Origin of the sequence: Marinomonas sp. TI.3.20 (genome assembly GCF_038155025.1) — a bacterium.
GTDB lineage: Bacteria > Pseudomonadota > Gammaproteobacteria > Pseudomonadales > Marinomonadaceae > Marinomonas > Marinomonas flavescens.
In genome coordinates, this window is sequence record NZ_JBAKAS010000012.1 from 73,382 (window position 1) to 88,991 (window position 15,610).

Consider the following 15,610-nt stretch of genomic DNA (forward strand, 5'->3'; position numbering starts at 1 on the left):
CTATATGCGGCCTTTTTCTGAGTAGAATAAATTAAAGAATTTACTTCTATGATGGTGAATAAAACGGTCCCAATACTTTGCTGGTACCTTATCCCAGTATTCGGCGGGATTACTAACTAGATGCCAGTAGTCTTTTATTACTATCGCTCCATGGTCACCGTATATTCCTGCCAAGTGCTCTTTGGTATCCCAAGGAGGAGTTGTCACGATCATCATTGGATCTGTCATCAACCAATAGCTCACCGGCTTCATAGGCGCAAAGAAATCGGACTCATATTTAAAAATTACGATTACTAAGAGCAATGGAAATACAATGGCACGAAATATTCTTTTATGCGCCTCCATTGAATCATTGATAGACACATAGCCTTGAGCTACTGGGATAGCAGTTTTCATGTATTCCGATGCATTATGTGATTCGGCTTCTCTTTGAGCTTCTTTCTGAGCATTCGCTTGGTAATTAGCAAGCATAGCTGCTTCTTGTGGTGACATATTATCCGGATTCATTAAAGATTTTCCTAAAAAATTAGTACTGCAAGGAGAATGATTGGAAGCGGCACATACATAACTAACGTCAAAGGGAAGAAGAGGTAGCGTTTATTATTCACGGGCGACTTACTTCCACACAGCAGCATTACCAACCAACTAAAAACGTATGCGTAAATATAAAAACACCCAGCTACTGAGTAATACAGCAAGGTGAAAGGCCAAAATATTAGCTGGCCAATCCTTAATAGAAGTAACAGCGCATAGCGCCTAATTGTCAGATATCGTAGAAAACTGCCTTTCGGATCATTTAAAATCGTTGTTTCCTTCATACTTTCTTCCTTCATCAAACCTAATCCCTTAATGTAAATTACGTCTTAGAACTACAGTTCCTGAAATGGTTCGTGTATGGAACGTGTATCCCTTTGGAGCACTACCAGTTGGCTTCTTTACCAAGTAGTCTAAGTCTCCCTCTTTAAACGGACTGCGATCACTGTAATAAAGCATGTATTGAGGGTCTTTGCAGCCCTGAACGTTTCGATCGCTCACTCTTACCAACACTGTTCCACCTGTCGGTAAAAGCGCTGCTATACGATAATCCGGATTTCCTATCAGTTCTGGGTCTACAAAATATCTGCCCTTTCCTCTCCCAAAAACCTTACGAAAGGCTTTTTGATTGGATTTACGGTAATGAGATGTTGTTCGCTCAAATACGTCTTTTCTTAAGTACATAGGGCCTCCCCTAGGGCTTATTCAATGTATTAATTTTAATTTAGATAGAAGATAAACTCCAGTAATGGAAAAACTTACGTCTAAACACTTAGACCCATTACTGCTAATATTCTTAAAGACACTCTTATATGGATTACTAATGTTCTTCGATACCCAACATGCCCCGTCCCTAACGACAGGAATTAAAAGCCTTGATACTTTAATTGGCATTCGCGGCATTCAGCGTGGTTCTTGTTTATCTCTTCATGTTGAATCTGACTCACTTGGGTCAACTTTGCTTACGGAAATATTATCCACCAGCCTTTCCAAAGCCTGTAACACACTTGTTATAACCGATACGGAGTTTACCGAAATAACTCAAAATTTAGAGCTACATGGCCTCCCAGTGTCGAAAGGGAATTTTATGCTCATGAAGCCTAGCGTCGATTTACTTGATCAGATAGAAGCGCTGCAAATATTAAGCTGGCCTAATCTTGTCATAAGTTTTTTCTGTAACAATCTCACAAATGGAATCAAATCTATTTGCGAAGCATGTAACCTTATTGGAATAGAGATGACAAAAAAAGGTGAAAGCTCAGATTACGCCTTTGAGGAATTAGTCCCTGCTGTCGATAGCAACGGACACACATTCGGTACCCCTTTCCGGATTGAGTTTTTAAATGAGCCATCAAACATGACGCAAAGCTTTGCACTCAGCACCGGACGGATACATAGTATTTATGACCTCTTTAGCGCCTCAGTAGTCGCAGGTATATTATCATTTAATAGCGACGGGCAAATCGTGGCAAAGACTGGCAAGAAGTTTGCGGACTCACTAGATGAGGCTATCTATAAGATTAGCCCTATTCACGTACAAGCCCGACTTAATGATGCTATTTATAGACAACTTGCAAGCTAGTAGCCCCCCCACTGGCAAACGGGGGACATACAGGAGCAATTTTAGTATCGTTACGATCGATGGCAATTAGATCGTAACGGCATAGACACCGCCTTTTCTGACATATTCACATTATATTTTTTTAATAATTGTGTGAATTTTGGAATACCAATTTTATCAGCTATCTCTTTCGGACTAACAAAATATCGTTCCGCGCCGGACACTGGAGCGTTTGGCATTAACCATGAGTGGGTATGCGCTTCACCGGTAGTGTTATTGTAAACAACGAAGACTTTAAAATATGCGCTAGGCGTTCTGACCCCGTGCGAAGCTAGAAAGATATCATCTAATGGATTATTCCCCCATATAGGACCGGCCAACACATAATAGCTTAGTTTATTACTTACAAAAGCCGGATTGTCTCGCTCACATTCAGTATAAACCTCTGTTTCTCTCCAGGCGCCGTGAGCGTTCAAATATCCGTTTTGAGGGGTCATATTAACCATATAGAAAGAATCATGCATCGCCTGTTTATTAAAATCAAACAGCCCTGCGCGTAATTCGTGACCACGATGATAAGATTCACCGTTATAAGTCCCTTTATAAGTGCTGGTTGACTTGCTACGACACTCAGGAGGGACTTTATCGGATAAATGAAAGCTTCGTTCACGTGGCACATTACCGGTATCAACGTGAACTTTTGTCCAAAGCAAACTCGCACTACGATCAGAACAATCTAGCATGAGAGAGTAATACGGCAAATCGATTTCCATGAAGCCATCACGATCATTAATATTCCGTAAGGAGGTTGTTTGTGAAGATGAAGCGTTAGCGTTGCTGTGGTCACTTGTATTTGATTGTTGCGTACCCGTCTTAGAAAGTGCAGAAAACCATCCGCGAATTAAATGAGTAACACTTTTTGAAGGAATTAGCTCAGTTAGCTGCCCTTCAGCTTTATGAGTAAGATCACTTGCAACGGCTCTTATCGCCCCAGAATTAACATTACCAAACTCTCCAATGTCGTTTATTTTTACATATTGGTAACCGTACAAGACAGCTCCTCCAAACAGTGCACCAACGACAAACACTTTAAATTTTCCAGCCATAATTGCTCTAATATATTCCCATGTTATTCAAATCATATTCAGGGCTAGAAGGATAAGCTGACATATTTAATGGTGCAAGAAACGCAGAACTTTTTACATAACCACAGGCACAAACAAGGTCCATCAGACTGTCGTCTTTAACTGTCGTAAATCTAATAGAACAAAGGGCATGTGCCAATCTCGATGACATCGATTTCACTCATAATACAAGGACTTTAATTAGCCGAGGAATCAAGGGGATTCATCATGCCATCTACTAACATTAAGACAATTTCTATAGAAAACCTTAAATATCAAAGAGAAGATTTTGAGTTCTATCCAACCTCACCATCGATGATTGAATGTGTTAAGAAGGATATGGAAGCCTTATTCGCATCCCCTTACTTTCCAGACGAAAATGCTGCTGAACACCTAAGTGTTTTGGATTGTGGCGCGGGGGATGGCAACGTATTAAGCCAACTTACCAAAGGCAAAAAATACGCTATTGAGTTGAGTCGAGCACTCATAGATCAAATGAACGATGACATTTTCATCGTCGGCACAAACTTCCTTAATGAGCCTCTTTTCAACAAAACAGCTAACGTAACTTTTTCAAATCCTCCTTACTCTCAATTCAAAGAATGGATGACAAAGATCATCAATGAATCAACTTCTCAAGTGCTTTATTTTGTCGTGCCAAAAAGATGGTACAAAAACAAAAAAATCTTAGAAGCGCTGAAGATTCGAGGCTGTAGAAATTCGCGTCTAAAGCAAATAAAAAGACAAAGACGCAACGAAGAACCAAAAGAAACAGATAAGAGCGTTAAGGTCATTGGGTCATTCTCTTTTGATAACGCCGAGGCATTCAGACGAGCAAGAGTTGAGGTTGATGTAGTTAGAATCATCTTAGATCACTCATCAGTATTGAAAGCTGACGCAAGAGGTGGCACCAGCACCACAGACCCGCTTAATCAAGCCGTTTCCGATCTTATCGCAAGCGTTACAACAAGCAGCGAAAACGTAGGTGACTCGATCGATCAAAGCGACGAAACCAATAACACACCGCAAATTGAAGCTAACCCAATTGTTAATCTGACAAAGAGCTATAACGTAGAAAAACAAAAGATCTTAGACCTATGCAAATCGCTAGCGGCTATCAATATCAACTTGCTCGAATCAGTTGGCGTAAACAAAAAAACGGTGATTGACTCAATATCGACCAAGATACAAGAACTACCGCCTTTTTTCTGGAAACAGCTATTCGACTTTTACGAGCCTATTAATCAACGGCTATGCAGCTCGAAGCGAGAGAACATTAGAGAAACCGTTATAAATAACGCAAATATAGAGTTTACCGAGTCAAATATTTACGCCGTTACCTCTTGGGTGATTAAGAATGCGAGTCGCTTCATTGATGAGCAAATTTGTGAAATGTTCGACAAAATCGCCGATCCCGACAACATTATCCTTTATAAATCCAATAAAAAGGTTTTTCAGGAAAAAGGGTGGAAGGTTAAGCACATGAACATCCACTACTTAAAAAGTATATGGCGCGAAGAATACGGAAAAAAGATTGGCCTTGATCGTCGCATTGTTATTGATGGTGTGGGCGGAGGCTTCTCACACTCTAATTATCACGAGGGAATACAAGGGAACGGCCTAAACTATGCCACCGCTAATTTGTTGGGCGACTTCATACGCCTTGCAAACAACCTTGGTTTCAATACCACAGATTGCAAGAGCGTAACAAACCAAGAGCCTTGGGAGGCTGGCAAAGCTAAGGAAATCACCTTTTTAGACAGTAGCGGTAAAGAGCAAACGCTGTACAAGGCTCGCGTTTATAATAAAGGCTCTGTTCACATACATTTTCATCCAGAGTTTGTCGTAGCGCTGAACGTTGAAATAGGACGTTTAAAAGGCTGGTTAAACAGTGAAGACGAAGCAGCGGAAGAGCTTCAAATTAAACCGGAGCAAGCCGCTAAGTACTTTGGAATTTGCGATCGTGTAGGAAAGATAGGACTAAGAGGAGACGTTAAAAACATGATTACCAAACAAGACCCAGAAAAGCCTACGACTCAGCACAATGTACAACTCGCGATAGCAATCTAACCCTCTCCGACCACCAGCATCCTAACTCTCTGCGACCACCAGCATCTAAAGTGCTGGTGGTTTTTCTTTTTCCCTACCCTTAAACCTGTCGGCTTTTAAAAAATACGTTTATTCACTCTTAATCATTAGCGACTCAAGGAGAGTTATTATGGAAATTTCAATTTCCATAATTTTAGCCGCCCCCTCTCTTAAGGCAAGCCTTTAACCGATGTTTGGGTTGATAGTATCAGAGCTCGAAGAAGATCAAAGAGAGCAACACAACCCGCATAATACAAGGACTTTATTTAACCGAGGTACATACGATGTCTAATCAACTTAATGCCAATGAACTAGACGTGGATCTGTTCGAGCACATAGACACCCTTCCTGAAACCGTCCGAGAAATCGTTCTAGCCTATAGCGGCGAAGATGAAGGCATTGGGTACCAAGAGTGCCAAGAGCTTGAACAAGCGCTTAAACCGCTCGGCTATACCTTTGATTGGGGGCTAGATGGCACCCCTTCTGATCTAAGAAAAATCAACGAAGTCAATAATGAAGGTAGCCATATTAATCTTTCTGGTCCGTGCGAAAAAAACTCATCTCGCCCTCGTTATTCTTTGCTTGAAATCTCTTTTACGACGGGCGATCGTTTTAATAATGACAGTGAGAAGTTAAAAACTAAAGTTTATGATTTAACTCAATTCAGTACGGACGAGGCATTAAAAGAAACGGTAGAAAACGAGGTGCAACGTCTGGCGAAATTGCACAACACTTACATCACTTATTCGATAGAAAGCCTTTCTGATTTCGACGGCTATTTTACAGGTGGCATCAACTGGCTAACCAAGTCCTATAAGCTTTTTACGCTTGCTAAAACAGGACCAGATAAACCAACAGACATCGAGCTAGGCGATCATATATATTGTACACGAACAACTGACCAGACTGAATTTGCCGGCGTCGTTATTGGCTTCTCTGACGAGGGAGTTCATTACTCCACAGACTATGAGTGGCATTCAAAAGCAATACCAGAATGCCGCGTAAACTATATAGGACAGGCAACCGAGCAATTACGTTCTAATTACGCCGTTACTGCTCATGAACTTGGTGACTTAATTATCAACAAGGCCGTCAAATCCTTTGGGATTAAATCAGTTCGAAAATTCCTATTTACGGCATATAGCTCTTTTTGTTTTGATGACCATAGCGATACCGTCAGCATATGCACTCATATTCATCCTGACACAGCTAATAACATTGTCTATGATATTCTAGGCAATGAGGAATTTTTTGCCATTGAGAATCGATTTACTGATAGCACACTATCAAAATCAGAACGGTATGAGGTGACATATAACCGCTTGCTGTCACTTGGTTTTTTGCAAAAAACGGCGTAATTATCCTCCATTAAGCGTCTCACGGGGCGCTTTGGAACTCATGAAAATAATTTCATCACAGATGAGCAAATATCGAGCAGGAAAATAGTTTATGGATTTTATGAATTTAGAGGTTCCCGTAATTGTCGCCATACACGACCTACTAGCAATCAATGGCGCAAAGACCGTTCACGAGGCGTTCGGGTGCAATGCACCTGCATTACAGCCTGACGAAAGCCAAGCAGAGCAAAATGAAGAGCTTGAATGGAAATTCTCAAAAAAAAATTATCTCCGCACGGTTGCTGGCGATAATAATCTTTTCATAGAACTTAATGCGCCGAATAAACAACTCAGTATGGAACTTCGCGACTACGCTATGATCGCCTTCACTCGCAAATATGGCGAAAAAGAGTGTCGTTATTTTGATCATAATCTACATGTCAGCGACTCTCGTTTCTGCGAATTCTCCGCCGAAAAAATAGCTGCATACTTTTTGTCTGTATTTAAGTTGAAACGATCTGTTGAGCCTAATTCTGAATTTTTACAAGAGATGCCTTAGAAGACAGCCAACGACCTAAATAAGAGCATTAACGCCCTTCTTTCTGGGGCGCGGCTTCGTTGCTACCGCTTAACAACAGACGTTACCATTAGCGCCAATACTGGCGCTTTTTTTGACCTTCATTTTTCAACAGAGGATATGCAAGGCGAAGCCTTTAACCGGTGTTAGGGCTTATAGGAAGGCAGTTCGTATAACCATAAGTGAGGGTAAGTAAGATACATAATGGCACCATCTTAACCGCTTATGGAATTCGCACCATGTCTAATTCACCGCTGTTTAAAAGCATTAACTTTACCGGTTCAATCACTGAATCGCGCTTAACCAACTTCGATAGCGTACTTTATTCATTAAACAAAAAGCTTGCCGCTCGCAATCTAGCGCCGCTAGCCGTTTCGAAGAGTTCAGAAGGCTTGTTTTGCTGGTTTAAGCAAGGCAACGCAATCAATGTCAAAAAGGCAGACAAATGCACTCAGGAGGAATTTGACGCTGCCCTCCTAATAGAGCCGAAATACACCATTTCTATCTCTGGCACCCTGCCAGCGTTTAAAGGCTTCGAATACATTGGCAGAACCAATTTTACTGACCATTCCACCCCACTTTTTTATGGCATGCCTGGTGTCGATTCCTCCACGTTTGGCTTTGATCTTTCTGAAAACTGCTGCGATCACTGCCACACCCACCGCGATCGTCATGAACTCATCATTGTCCGCAACGAGCAAGGCGAGATGCTACGCGTAGGTACTTCATGCATGGATGACTATCTTGGCGACGCAGGCGCGGAAAAGCTATTTAACGACCTATATCTTCTTGTTTCAGACTTCGATAGTGACCCTGAAGACGATCAATTCTCCGGTAGCAGCGTTCCGGCTTATGTTGACCTTAAGCGCTTCTTAACGCTGACTTTCGCATTCTGTGCAGTCAATGGTTACGTCTCGAAATCAAAAGCGACAGATGAAGGTCAAGTGGCAACATCAAACATTTTGAGTGGTATTTATTTTTCCACCAGCAGCGATTTGCTTCTATTTTTGGAACGTGGCCGAGCGTTTTCCGAGCAAATTGACGACACCATCGCACATTTTAAGGAAGTGGAACCAACGAACGACTACCTTACTGTTATGAAGGCTATTGCCACCGATGGCTTCGCCACAGTGAAGGAACTCGGGTATGCCGCGTCCATGTACAGCTTTTACCAGCGCGACCAAGAGAAAACCCCAAGACTTAACGAACACCGCACCGAACCCATTGGCCAGCGCGTGAAAGGCGTTATTCTGAAAAACGTCTACCAAACCACCAATCATCACCCTATTTTCGGTATAAATTTTTATACCCTCGCTATTGATGAAGAAGGCCGCACGATCACCTTTCACAGCTCCAAACCTCTAGGCACCACAGCACCTTATCTAGCAGACTTTACAATAAAGGACTACAAAACAGACGACGCTAAGGGTGAGCATAAAACCGTGGTAACACGCGTTTCACATACCCGCGCCAAAGGCATTAGCGACTTTGAAAATATATCTCAAGATATGACTCTATATTATGCGACCGCTGCACAGCTAGATGTTGATTTGACAGGGTTCGAGGAGCTTATCGTTGCAAAGCAATTTGCTAAGTTGCTCATGGACATCCCTTTCTATGCAGACATTCTAGATTACTACTACAACAAGAAAACAAAGCAAGCGGTGTATTTTCAACACTGTGATTCAACTCTAGCGCCGGTTGAAATGCAAAGCGCCTACATCATGGAGTTATCGACGCCAGAAGCGTTAAAGCTGCATAAAGCGATCGTTAAGGCTGCTAAATTAATCGACATCAGCTTTCAAACTGAGCAAGCGCACGTCACCCGTCCTTAGCGGCCGCTGCAGAGTGCTGGCCAGACAAACACCAGGGGAAACCAAAAGCGCCAATACTGGCGCTTTTTTGGCTTTCTTTTTTTTAATGACTCTCAAGGCAAGCCTTTAACCAATGTTCTGGTTGATAGTATCAGAGCTCGTATAAGATCAAAGAAGAAAGACAACCCGCATAATACAAGGACTTTAAACCAACCGAGAAACAACCTCATGGGCAAAAAAATTACAACCAACGAATTAAGTGAGATCGTTACAGCTCTTTTAATACACCCTGAGTTACTAGGGCAATTTGACCAGCTGAAACATCAAAAAAGCTTCATGTTAGAAATTGCAGAAACCGTTTCTCGACACTGTGGCGGTAGTATCGGGGGCATTAGTGATGAAGACGGTGAAAGCTTGATGGTAAGCGTTGATCCCAACGAGGGTATTGAGTCTCTTAACCGAAATGTTTGGTGCTTGCATGACCGTGATGGCTGGAGCGAAGAAGATTGCAGCGAATTGACTGATGTGGAAGCTGGCGAGGTTTTGTCCGAAAAGCAGGTTCAGCTTGTACGACAACGAATTCAGCACTCATTAATTAAGCTGTCCGACGAGGTTGATTTTGACTTTAATCCAGACTATGCCATGACAATACAGTTTGACATTAAATCTGGGAGCGCAACACAAACGATTTTACCGCTAGATTCATCGCTCAGCGCTGAAGATATAGCATTGGGGCTTTCCACTGGCCAATACGTAACGACACAAAACAATTGTAGCTATGAGCGAAGTTATATAATTGAAAATGCCACTGATGAGCGGATAGCTATAATCCTTCAGCATGACATTATAGAGGCTGAGTATTCTGATTTTAAAGACTTTGATACGCAAACAGGGAGCGTTAAACGATGAAAATTACACTAGCTAGTTATTTTGGCTTTTAGGGTCAAAAAACTCGGACGAAGCACTCTGATACAAGGGTGCTTTTTTGATCCTTATTCTCTATTATATTAAATAATTCAATTGCTTAGTGGCTCAAATGAAAGTGCATAACATCGTTAAACTCCTTGCCGTGGCTAAAGAATACGGCATAAGCACCATCAACCAGCTTGAAATTTTTTTAGTCGTTGCGAACACAAGCGCCCCTTCTCTCTCGCTTCTAGACTTAGCAAACACAGATGACCCAAGAACGGCTAGCTACAGAAAAGCACTAGGAATATTTACTAAGCTTTCCACCGGTAGCCAATATCGGAACAGAGATGGCTTAAACCTTCTTACTTATGCTGAATGCGGTCTTAATAGACGAATTTGGTTAACACGAAGAGGCGAAGATCTTCGAGCTAAACTTGAAAATATTTTCACGCAGAGCTAACCGATAAGAACACCAAAACCCATCTTTAAGCACCCTTTCGGGTGTTTTTTTTTGAGTTTTTTTCTGTTTAAAATACTTAAGGACTTCCGAAGGCGATACGCCTTTAACCGTATTATGGTTAATAGGTGATGAGTACACATGGGGCCACCAGCTAAAGATTATGTGTGAAAATGGATGCAACATTTAATAAACATGCTAACAAGGATTACATCATGAAGCATACATTTAAAGTCTCTGCTGAAGGCATTAAGCGCACACCAGGCGACACGTTTTCATCTAGCACCACTCGCTTTAGTGAAATTATCACAACGCCCAACGTGCTGGCGCCACTCGGAAACATAAATTTGGCTGGTGGCCTATTACAATATCCCTGACCGAGTTTTTTCAATTCATCCCTCGCCAGTAGTCAATTGAATGCCCCCCTAGAAGGGGCTATTCTCGGCTCGATAGCATGAAAATATTTTCTGTCTTCTACATTTCAAGACTGAAGTTATCAACTACGAACAATAAGGAATTTGAACATGTCCGATATGTCCACTCATGAAACCAAAGCAATTAAGGCATTTAAGAGCTTCATTAGTCGCACCGCGTCTATTGACCTTGATTTTAGAGTCCATGGTTATTTGAGCAATAATCATGGCGGTTACCCTCAATACAGCTATGACATTGCTAAAAAAGTTGTCGATGGCATGTTTGAGTTTTTCACTCTGCACAACGTAGATTTTAAAGACCGATACAATAGTGATATGTGTATCGACGAGCTCAGAACCACCCCACTCAAAACCTTTTTAGTGTGTAAATTAACGGCTGAAATCACTGAAGAGGTGATCGATGCCGTGGCTACCGGTTCCCCTGAAAGCAAAATGGTCATTACTTCGGTAGAGATTCTAGATATAGATAGTGGCGGGGATGAAACCAGCGCGACTGATGTAAGTGTTGATGTTGTTGCTACTGATGTTGCAGACGAAACACAGACATTTACTGTGCAATTGACCGATGGCGATTACCGTAGCGACCTTGGATGTTGGATAACGACGGTGGATAGTGGTGGCGATATCGATTGCGATGACTATCCATTCTTCGACATGAGTGTAATTATTAAAGCCGCTGAAAACGCCATAACCGAAAGGTTTACCCTCACTTACATTAAAGATGGGATTTATCTTCAAAAGGATCTTGAGACGAATGAGTGTGAGCTTCTAGAAGAAAACCATAACTTCATTAACCCTGACCAATCTAGCTATCAGAATAAGTGGGACAAGTTACTGGGCACGTTTGACACCGAAGACGAAGCCCTAGAATTCATCAAAACGCTTTAATAGTGAAGAGGGTTCCATTGCACTGCCAAAGCACTAAAACCAAACCAGAAGATCGATAATAGCCATAACTAAGGGGTGAAGAACTTGGAGCCAACACTTGAAAATATTTGCACTTAGAACTAACAGACAAGAACAGAAGATACTGTTTTTCATAACATTGATGCATTTAATGCAATAACAATTAACAGGCCACCTTGAAATCGGGAGGGGAATATGTCTAAAGAAGGAACACCAACTATTTCAATGATCGAAAGACAAGAAATGCAGATGGCATATAGACTGGCTGTCAAAAAAAATAAAAAACTAACACTAAAATTGTTGTCGGATTTGCATAAAAAACCAAAACATATCATTGAAAAATGGGTTTATACAGCTGATAGATATCCAAATTTTCAAGCATGTTTTGAACTTGAAAGATTTATTAGAGCGTTGCGAGGGGAGCTGCCAATTGAATTATCTAGAATAATTAATCGCTCTAAAATTCGCGTTAATGAAACCATAAAAACCATAGAAAAAAATCCTCTCTCTGAGTTTAAAATAACAGGAAATAGAATACAAAAAGGGAAAAAGGCCTCAACCATTCTAATTTATAACTCTCAGAAAGTTTCTATCACTGAGATCGCGGAAAGCAAGAAAATGAAAGTAGGCACACTGTATTCAAGATTAAGAAAGAATAATCTACTTTATGACAGTGCCGATGTAACTGAGATTGTTGATAATTATAAAGTGAAGCTGGGCAGACCGCGCAAAGCACTTTCTTTAAAAAAGGAACACGACCATCATGAACATAAAATTTAACGTTGCCTGTTATAACGCGAACGGTGAAGCCGACTTTTTCCCCTGTGATGTTACGGTCACTCAAGAGCAATTCGAAGATGGCCAGCACATTAACATGGCGGAAGCGTTAGCCGCTGCAGAGGGCTACGAAGCCCCTTACGTATGCTTTCTTGAGAGCGATTTCCAAAACATCGCCAGCGTTGTCAATGATCTTGACTGCCCAATCCCTTTCACTCTAAAAGAGAAAGCGCCTGATGCCTTTGGTGAAATTAAAGGGGAAATGTCCATTTCTTCGGACGGCGTAAGCATCAAACTCAATGGCTACTCCGATTATACCTCTCAAGATAACGGCGGCATTTTAACCTACCTGGAGCTTTGGGATGGAGAAGTGTTCTCTCGCGTATACAGCGACATCAACATCGAAGATCCAACGCACTCAATCAGATTTGAGAATGCCAAGAACTCAAACCGGATCGATTAATCAACGCAAGTTACCTGCCCAGAGAAAACACCCTAGTTTGAGGGTGTTTTTTTTGCCTAGAATTTATGCCACAAAGCACAATTCAGGCTCAAGCACTACGGCTTTAACACGGTGGGGTTGTTGTAATAGAAAGAGAGCAAATCTAGCCCAAGACACTTACTAGGATGAGAGATAATAGCCTTGTTAATTAAGCACTCTCGTTGATTGCTTTACATTATTGGAGGTTATTATGACTATGAAAAAACACCTCCTTTCTCGACTTGAAACCGCCCAAGTTGCAAAACTTAAGGCTGAAACTGAACTGACAAAGGAGCAAACAAAACAAGTAAAATTCGCAACCCGTAAAGCCAAGTTGGAATTTTTGTTGCGCTGGACTATGATGGCTCTAGTCCTCGGAGGCGTTGTTAAACTAGATGTTTTGAAAGGAGTCGCCGCATGGCTAACTGGATAGAAACACGTATTGAGAGACAGCTTAACGAGCATTTTGGATTAACTCTAATCGTTCTTTTAACTGTCGCTTTTACTGTCGGATATTCAATTTTCTAAAAAGTTCGCCTCAGTGCGAGCTTTTTTGCCTACGCAAATGGGCTAACCACAAATACACGATTAGATAGGTGTGCAAATGAGACCACAATACCACCTCGCAGCGGCGGGAAAAATGTACCCGAATGCTTGGAGACAGGTAAATATTTTCAGGAAAAGCAAAGGCAAGGACTTACCAGATTGGCCTAGCTGGTGTTTCTTACCGATGGCGGCAACCTATTCCATCGTATCGGAAGGCGGGGCAATGGCACCGGAAAGACTAGGCGATGTGGCTAAACTGGCGGCACTGATAGCGTGGCGTTATACGCAAGGGATATACAAATTCGAACCCTCAGTCTACGAGAGCATCAGCACCACGGTCGTTAAAAATGATATCCCAGTCGATGTGCTTTACCGGTTGCCAGAATGGGGCGTCTACATCGAAACTCCAGGACTTGATGAGCACGGCTTCTTTGCTCACTTAGAATACGACATCAACACACATAGATCCGAACTCAGATTACTCATAGACAGCGAAGAAGCCCTTTACCCTATCATTCTGCACCTTGGTCAACATACGGTCACAGAAGCCATTGATCGCGCTCTAAGTGAAGCAGCTAAGCAAGGCAATTTCAACAAACAGAACTTACCAATTGAGCAGATGATTGAACATCAAAGCAAAATCGCTCAACATTGCATAAGTCTCCTTCTCTATCTTTGCAGCGAAGAACCGGACATCACCCGCATCGAAAACGAATTACCACAACGCCCCAGCCCAAAAAAAGTAAAAGGGGATTGGAAGCTATTTCCCCCACAAAAAGCAAAAACTTGGCGTATAGGCGAGAAAATCGCTGAAGAAATCGCCAAAACTGCCAGCCAAGATCAGGGCGGCACACATAAAACGCCAACACCGCACATTCGACGCGCACATTGGCACGGATACTGGACAGGAGAACGTGCTGGCCAAGACCGCAAGTTCATATATAAGTGGCTCCCCCCCTTAATCATCAACGCCACCAGCAATTGATCTAAATAAGCCTCTTTAAGGGGCTTTTTTTTGCTTTGTCTAACGCCCTACCCTTGCCAAGACTGCCGCCTTTAACACACGTTACGAAGTTATAGAATGATGGGCAAATGGTTCTATCCTCGTGAGTCACCTAAGCGATAATAGCAACATCAACTTTCATTAACGCGAGGAAATACTATGCCAGCTTTTTATTCTTGGCTTAAAGCCAACAAAGAAGAAACGAAAAAACATATATCCTATGGTGGTACAACAATGTGCGGTCATGAAATCCCCGCTCGGCATACCTATAACGTATATGGATATACTGACGTTTGCTTGCGCTGTCAAAAGGGCTACGTCGCTGGAATGAAGGAAAAGTACGGAGATGAATGGAAGGACTACATAAACACTATGTACGTACCTGATCTTGAGCTTGACCTTGGTCGTGACTAACATTGTACGTCGTTTGATCATTGTCTGTCGCGCGGATACAGACAGATACCGCCAATCACTTACATTGAGAGGCGGCGATCAAACATATTATCCATCCTAATAGACCTATGCCAATTAATGCTATTTAGCTATAATAAATAAATTATATGCTGTACTGGATAACAACAATTTCCGTCTCACTAACTGAAAGGACCGCTTATGACCTAATAGGGAGTAAGCGGTTTTTTTACACCACCTACCGTATGGATCTGTAAGGATTCTCCTTTAACCTCTATGTGAGTAATAGTGTTAAACGTTCAGATTTTAAATCTATAACCTCCAAAACAATTAACATATAGCTATTCCCACATTACACATTTAGGCAACAACCATGACCAATCAGAATAATCCTATGGATATCAAGCCAGGTAGTACTCTTAAAACTGCTAAGAAATTGAAAGTAGCAAGTTTGGTATTGCTGGTTATCTCTGTTCTTTTCAAATATGCCGGTATCCACCTGATCAAACAAGCGGAACACTCTACGCAATACCACTTAACCCTTAACCTCTCTATTGGCATATTTGCTCTAGGAGTTTTCTTGGGGATCTTAGCGGCTTCCATGTACGTTAAAAATGGCTATATGAAGAGAAAGCGCAAATAAACGAGGTA

The 15,610-nt window shown here is 41.8% G+C and carries 18 protein-coding genes; 15 read left to right on the forward strand and 3 right to left on the reverse strand.

Translation table 11 applies throughout. From position 1 onward, the window contains the following. Positions 1-507: a hypothetical protein gene (locus tag V6259_RS12855; protein ID WP_341584852.1), complete on the reverse strand. Its 507-nt coding sequence runs from the start codon at positions 505-507 to the stop codon at positions 1-3. 339 nt (positions 508-846) lie between these two features. Beyond that, complete coding sequence (locus tag V6259_RS12860; RefSeq protein ID WP_341584853.1) at positions 847-1,218, reverse strand: hypothetical protein; 372 nt, start codon at positions 1,216-1,218, stop codon at positions 847-849. 139 nt (positions 1,219-1,357) lie between these two features. Between V6259_RS12860 and V6259_RS12865 the strand changes: the two genes are divergently transcribed. Then, positions 1,358-2,116, forward strand: coding sequence for a hypothetical protein (locus V6259_RS12865; RefSeq protein ID WP_341584854.1), 759 nt, complete (start codon positions 1,358-1,360; stop codon positions 2,114-2,116). 50 nt (positions 2,117-2,166) lie between these two features. On the opposite strand, the gene V6259_RS12870 is transcribed toward V6259_RS12865, so the two are convergent. After that, on the reverse strand, positions 2,167-3,201 hold the full coding sequence (locus V6259_RS12870; protein ID WP_341584855.1) for a DNA/RNA non-specific endonuclease: 1,035 nt from the start codon (positions 3,199-3,201) through the stop codon (positions 2,167-2,169). Between the two features lie 246 nt (positions 3,202-3,447). Between V6259_RS12870 and V6259_RS12875 the strand changes: the two genes are divergently transcribed. The 14 genes from V6259_RS12875 to V6259_RS12940 all read left to right on the forward strand — a co-directional run bounded on the left by V6259_RS12875 (position 3,448) and on the right by V6259_RS12940 (position 15,602). Continuing rightward, the gene (locus V6259_RS12875) at positions 3,448-5,289 is read left to right on the forward strand and encodes a DUF4942 domain-containing protein (RefSeq protein WP_341584856.1); all 1,842 of its coding nucleotides are present in this window, start codon (positions 3,448-3,450) and stop codon (positions 5,287-5,289) included. Positions 5,290-5,591: 302 nt separating this feature from the next. After that, on the forward strand, positions 5,592-6,665 hold the full coding sequence (locus tag V6259_RS12880) for a hypothetical protein (RefSeq protein ID WP_341584857.1): 1,074 nt from the start codon (positions 5,592-5,594) through the stop codon (positions 6,663-6,665). 91 nt (positions 6,666-6,756) lie between these two features. Beyond that, positions 6,757-7,203 (forward strand): hypothetical protein, encoded by a 447-nt coding sequence (locus V6259_RS12885; protein ID WP_341584858.1) that lies wholly within the window; start codon positions 6,757-6,759, stop codon positions 7,201-7,203. A gap of 257 nt (positions 7,204-7,460) precedes the next feature. Next, the gene (locus V6259_RS12890) at positions 7,461-9,056 is read left to right on the forward strand and encodes a hypothetical protein (protein WP_341584859.1); all 1,596 of its coding nucleotides are present in this window, start codon (positions 7,461-7,463) and stop codon (positions 9,054-9,056) included. 207 nt (positions 9,057-9,263) lie between these two features. Next, on the forward strand, positions 9,264-9,944 hold the full coding sequence (locus V6259_RS12895) for a hypothetical protein (protein ID WP_341584860.1): 681 nt from the start codon (positions 9,264-9,266) through the stop codon (positions 9,942-9,944). A 127-nt stretch (positions 9,945-10,071) separates the two neighbouring features. Then, positions 10,072-10,404, forward strand: a complete 333-nt coding sequence (locus V6259_RS12900) for a hypothetical protein (RefSeq protein ID WP_341584861.1) — start codon at positions 10,072-10,074, stop codon at positions 10,402-10,404. A 212-nt stretch (positions 10,405-10,616) separates the two neighbouring features. Next, complete coding sequence (locus tag V6259_RS12905; RefSeq protein ID WP_341584862.1) at positions 10,617-10,778, forward strand: hypothetical protein; 162 nt, start codon at positions 10,617-10,619, stop codon at positions 10,776-10,778. A gap of 147 nt (positions 10,779-10,925) precedes the next feature. After that, a complete protein-coding gene (locus V6259_RS12910; RefSeq protein WP_341584863.1) occupies positions 10,926-11,723 on the forward strand; it encodes a hypothetical protein in 798 nt (265 codons plus the stop codon). A gap of 213 nt (positions 11,724-11,936) precedes the next feature. After that, positions 11,937-12,521 (forward strand): hypothetical protein, encoded by a 585-nt coding sequence (locus V6259_RS12915; protein WP_341584864.1) that lies wholly within the window; start codon positions 11,937-11,939, stop codon positions 12,519-12,521. Continuing rightward, on the forward strand, positions 12,505-12,981 hold the full coding sequence (locus V6259_RS12920; protein WP_341584865.1) for a hypothetical protein: 477 nt from the start codon (positions 12,505-12,507) through the stop codon (positions 12,979-12,981). The genes V6259_RS12915 and V6259_RS12920 overlap by 17 nt, the downstream gene beginning before the upstream one ends. A gap of 229 nt (positions 12,982-13,210) precedes the next feature. Next, positions 13,211-13,432, forward strand: a complete 222-nt coding sequence (locus V6259_RS12925) for a hypothetical protein (RefSeq protein WP_341584866.1) — start codon at positions 13,211-13,213, stop codon at positions 13,430-13,432. Between the two features lie 171 nt (positions 13,433-13,603). Continuing rightward, a complete protein-coding gene (locus V6259_RS12930) occupies positions 13,604-14,530 on the forward strand; it encodes an AcrVA2 family anti-CRISPR protein (protein ID WP_341584867.1) in 927 nt (308 codons plus the stop codon). Positions 14,531-14,707: 177 nt separating this feature from the next. Beyond that, positions 14,708-14,962: a hypothetical protein gene (locus V6259_RS12935; RefSeq protein ID WP_341584868.1), complete on the forward strand. Its 255-nt coding sequence runs from the start codon at positions 14,708-14,710 to the stop codon at positions 14,960-14,962. A 370-nt stretch (positions 14,963-15,332) separates the two neighbouring features. After that, the gene (locus tag V6259_RS12940) at positions 15,333-15,602 is read left to right on the forward strand and encodes a hypothetical protein (protein WP_341584869.1); all 270 of its coding nucleotides are present in this window, start codon (positions 15,333-15,335) and stop codon (positions 15,600-15,602) included. Positions 15,603-15,610: the final 8 nt, after the last annotated feature.

Excerpts from the sequence above, each read along its gene's own strand:
- V6259_RS12905 (WP_341584862.1), top strand. The coding sequence starts at position 10,617 with ATGAAGCATACATTTAAAGTCTCTGCTGAAGGCATTAAGCGCACACCA.
- V6259_RS12890 (WP_341584859.1), top strand. The coding sequence starts at position 7,461 with ATGTCTAATTCACCGCTGTTTAAAAGCATTAACTTTACCGGTTCAATC.
- V6259_RS12900 (WP_341584861.1), top strand. The coding sequence starts at position 10,072 with ATGAAAGTGCATAACATCGTTAAACTCCTTGCCGTGGCTAAAGAATAC.
- V6259_RS12880 (WP_341584857.1), top strand. The coding sequence starts at position 5,592 with ATGTCTAATCAACTTAATGCCAATGAACTAGACGTGGATCTGTTCGAG.
- V6259_RS12925 (WP_341584866.1), top strand. The coding sequence starts at position 13,211 with ATGACTATGAAAAAACACCTCCTTTCTCGACTTGAAACCGCCCAAGTT.
- V6259_RS12930 (WP_341584867.1), top strand. The coding sequence starts at position 13,604 with ATGAGACCACAATACCACCTCGCAGCGGCGGGAAAAATGTACCCGAAT.
- V6259_RS12865 (WP_341584854.1), top strand. The coding sequence starts at position 1,358 with ATGTTCTTCGATACCCAACATGCCCCGTCCCTAACGACAGGAATTAAA.
- V6259_RS12940 (WP_341584869.1), top strand. The coding sequence starts at position 15,333 with ATGACCAATCAGAATAATCCTATGGATATCAAGCCAGGTAGTACTCTT.
- V6259_RS12910 (WP_341584863.1), top strand. The coding sequence starts at position 10,926 with ATGTCCGATATGTCCACTCATGAAACCAAAGCAATTAAGGCATTTAAG.
- V6259_RS12915 (WP_341584864.1), top strand. The coding sequence starts at position 11,937 with ATGTCTAAAGAAGGAACACCAACTATTTCAATGATCGAAAGACAAGAA.
- V6259_RS12860 (WP_341584853.1), bottom strand. The coding sequence starts at position 1,218 with ATGTACTTAAGAAAAGACGTATTTGAGCGAACAACATCTCATTACCGT.
- V6259_RS12895 (WP_341584860.1), top strand. The coding sequence starts at position 9,264 with ATGGGCAAAAAAATTACAACCAACGAATTAAGTGAGATCGTTACAGCT.
- V6259_RS12920 (WP_341584865.1), top strand. The coding sequence starts at position 12,505 with ATGAACATAAAATTTAACGTTGCCTGTTATAACGCGAACGGTGAAGCC.
- V6259_RS12875 (WP_341584856.1), top strand. The coding sequence starts at position 3,448 with ATGCCATCTACTAACATTAAGACAATTTCTATAGAAAACCTTAAATAT.
- V6259_RS12885 (WP_341584858.1), top strand. The coding sequence starts at position 6,757 with ATGGATTTTATGAATTTAGAGGTTCCCGTAATTGTCGCCATACACGAC.
- V6259_RS12870 (WP_341584855.1), bottom strand. The coding sequence starts at position 3,201 with ATGGCTGGAAAATTTAAAGTGTTTGTCGTTGGTGCACTGTTTGGAGGA.
- V6259_RS12855 (WP_341584852.1), bottom strand. The coding sequence starts at position 507 with ATGAATCCGGATAATATGTCACCACAAGAAGCAGCTATGCTTGCTAAT.
- V6259_RS12935 (WP_341584868.1), top strand. The coding sequence starts at position 14,708 with ATGCCAGCTTTTTATTCTTGGCTTAAAGCCAACAAAGAAGAAACGAAA.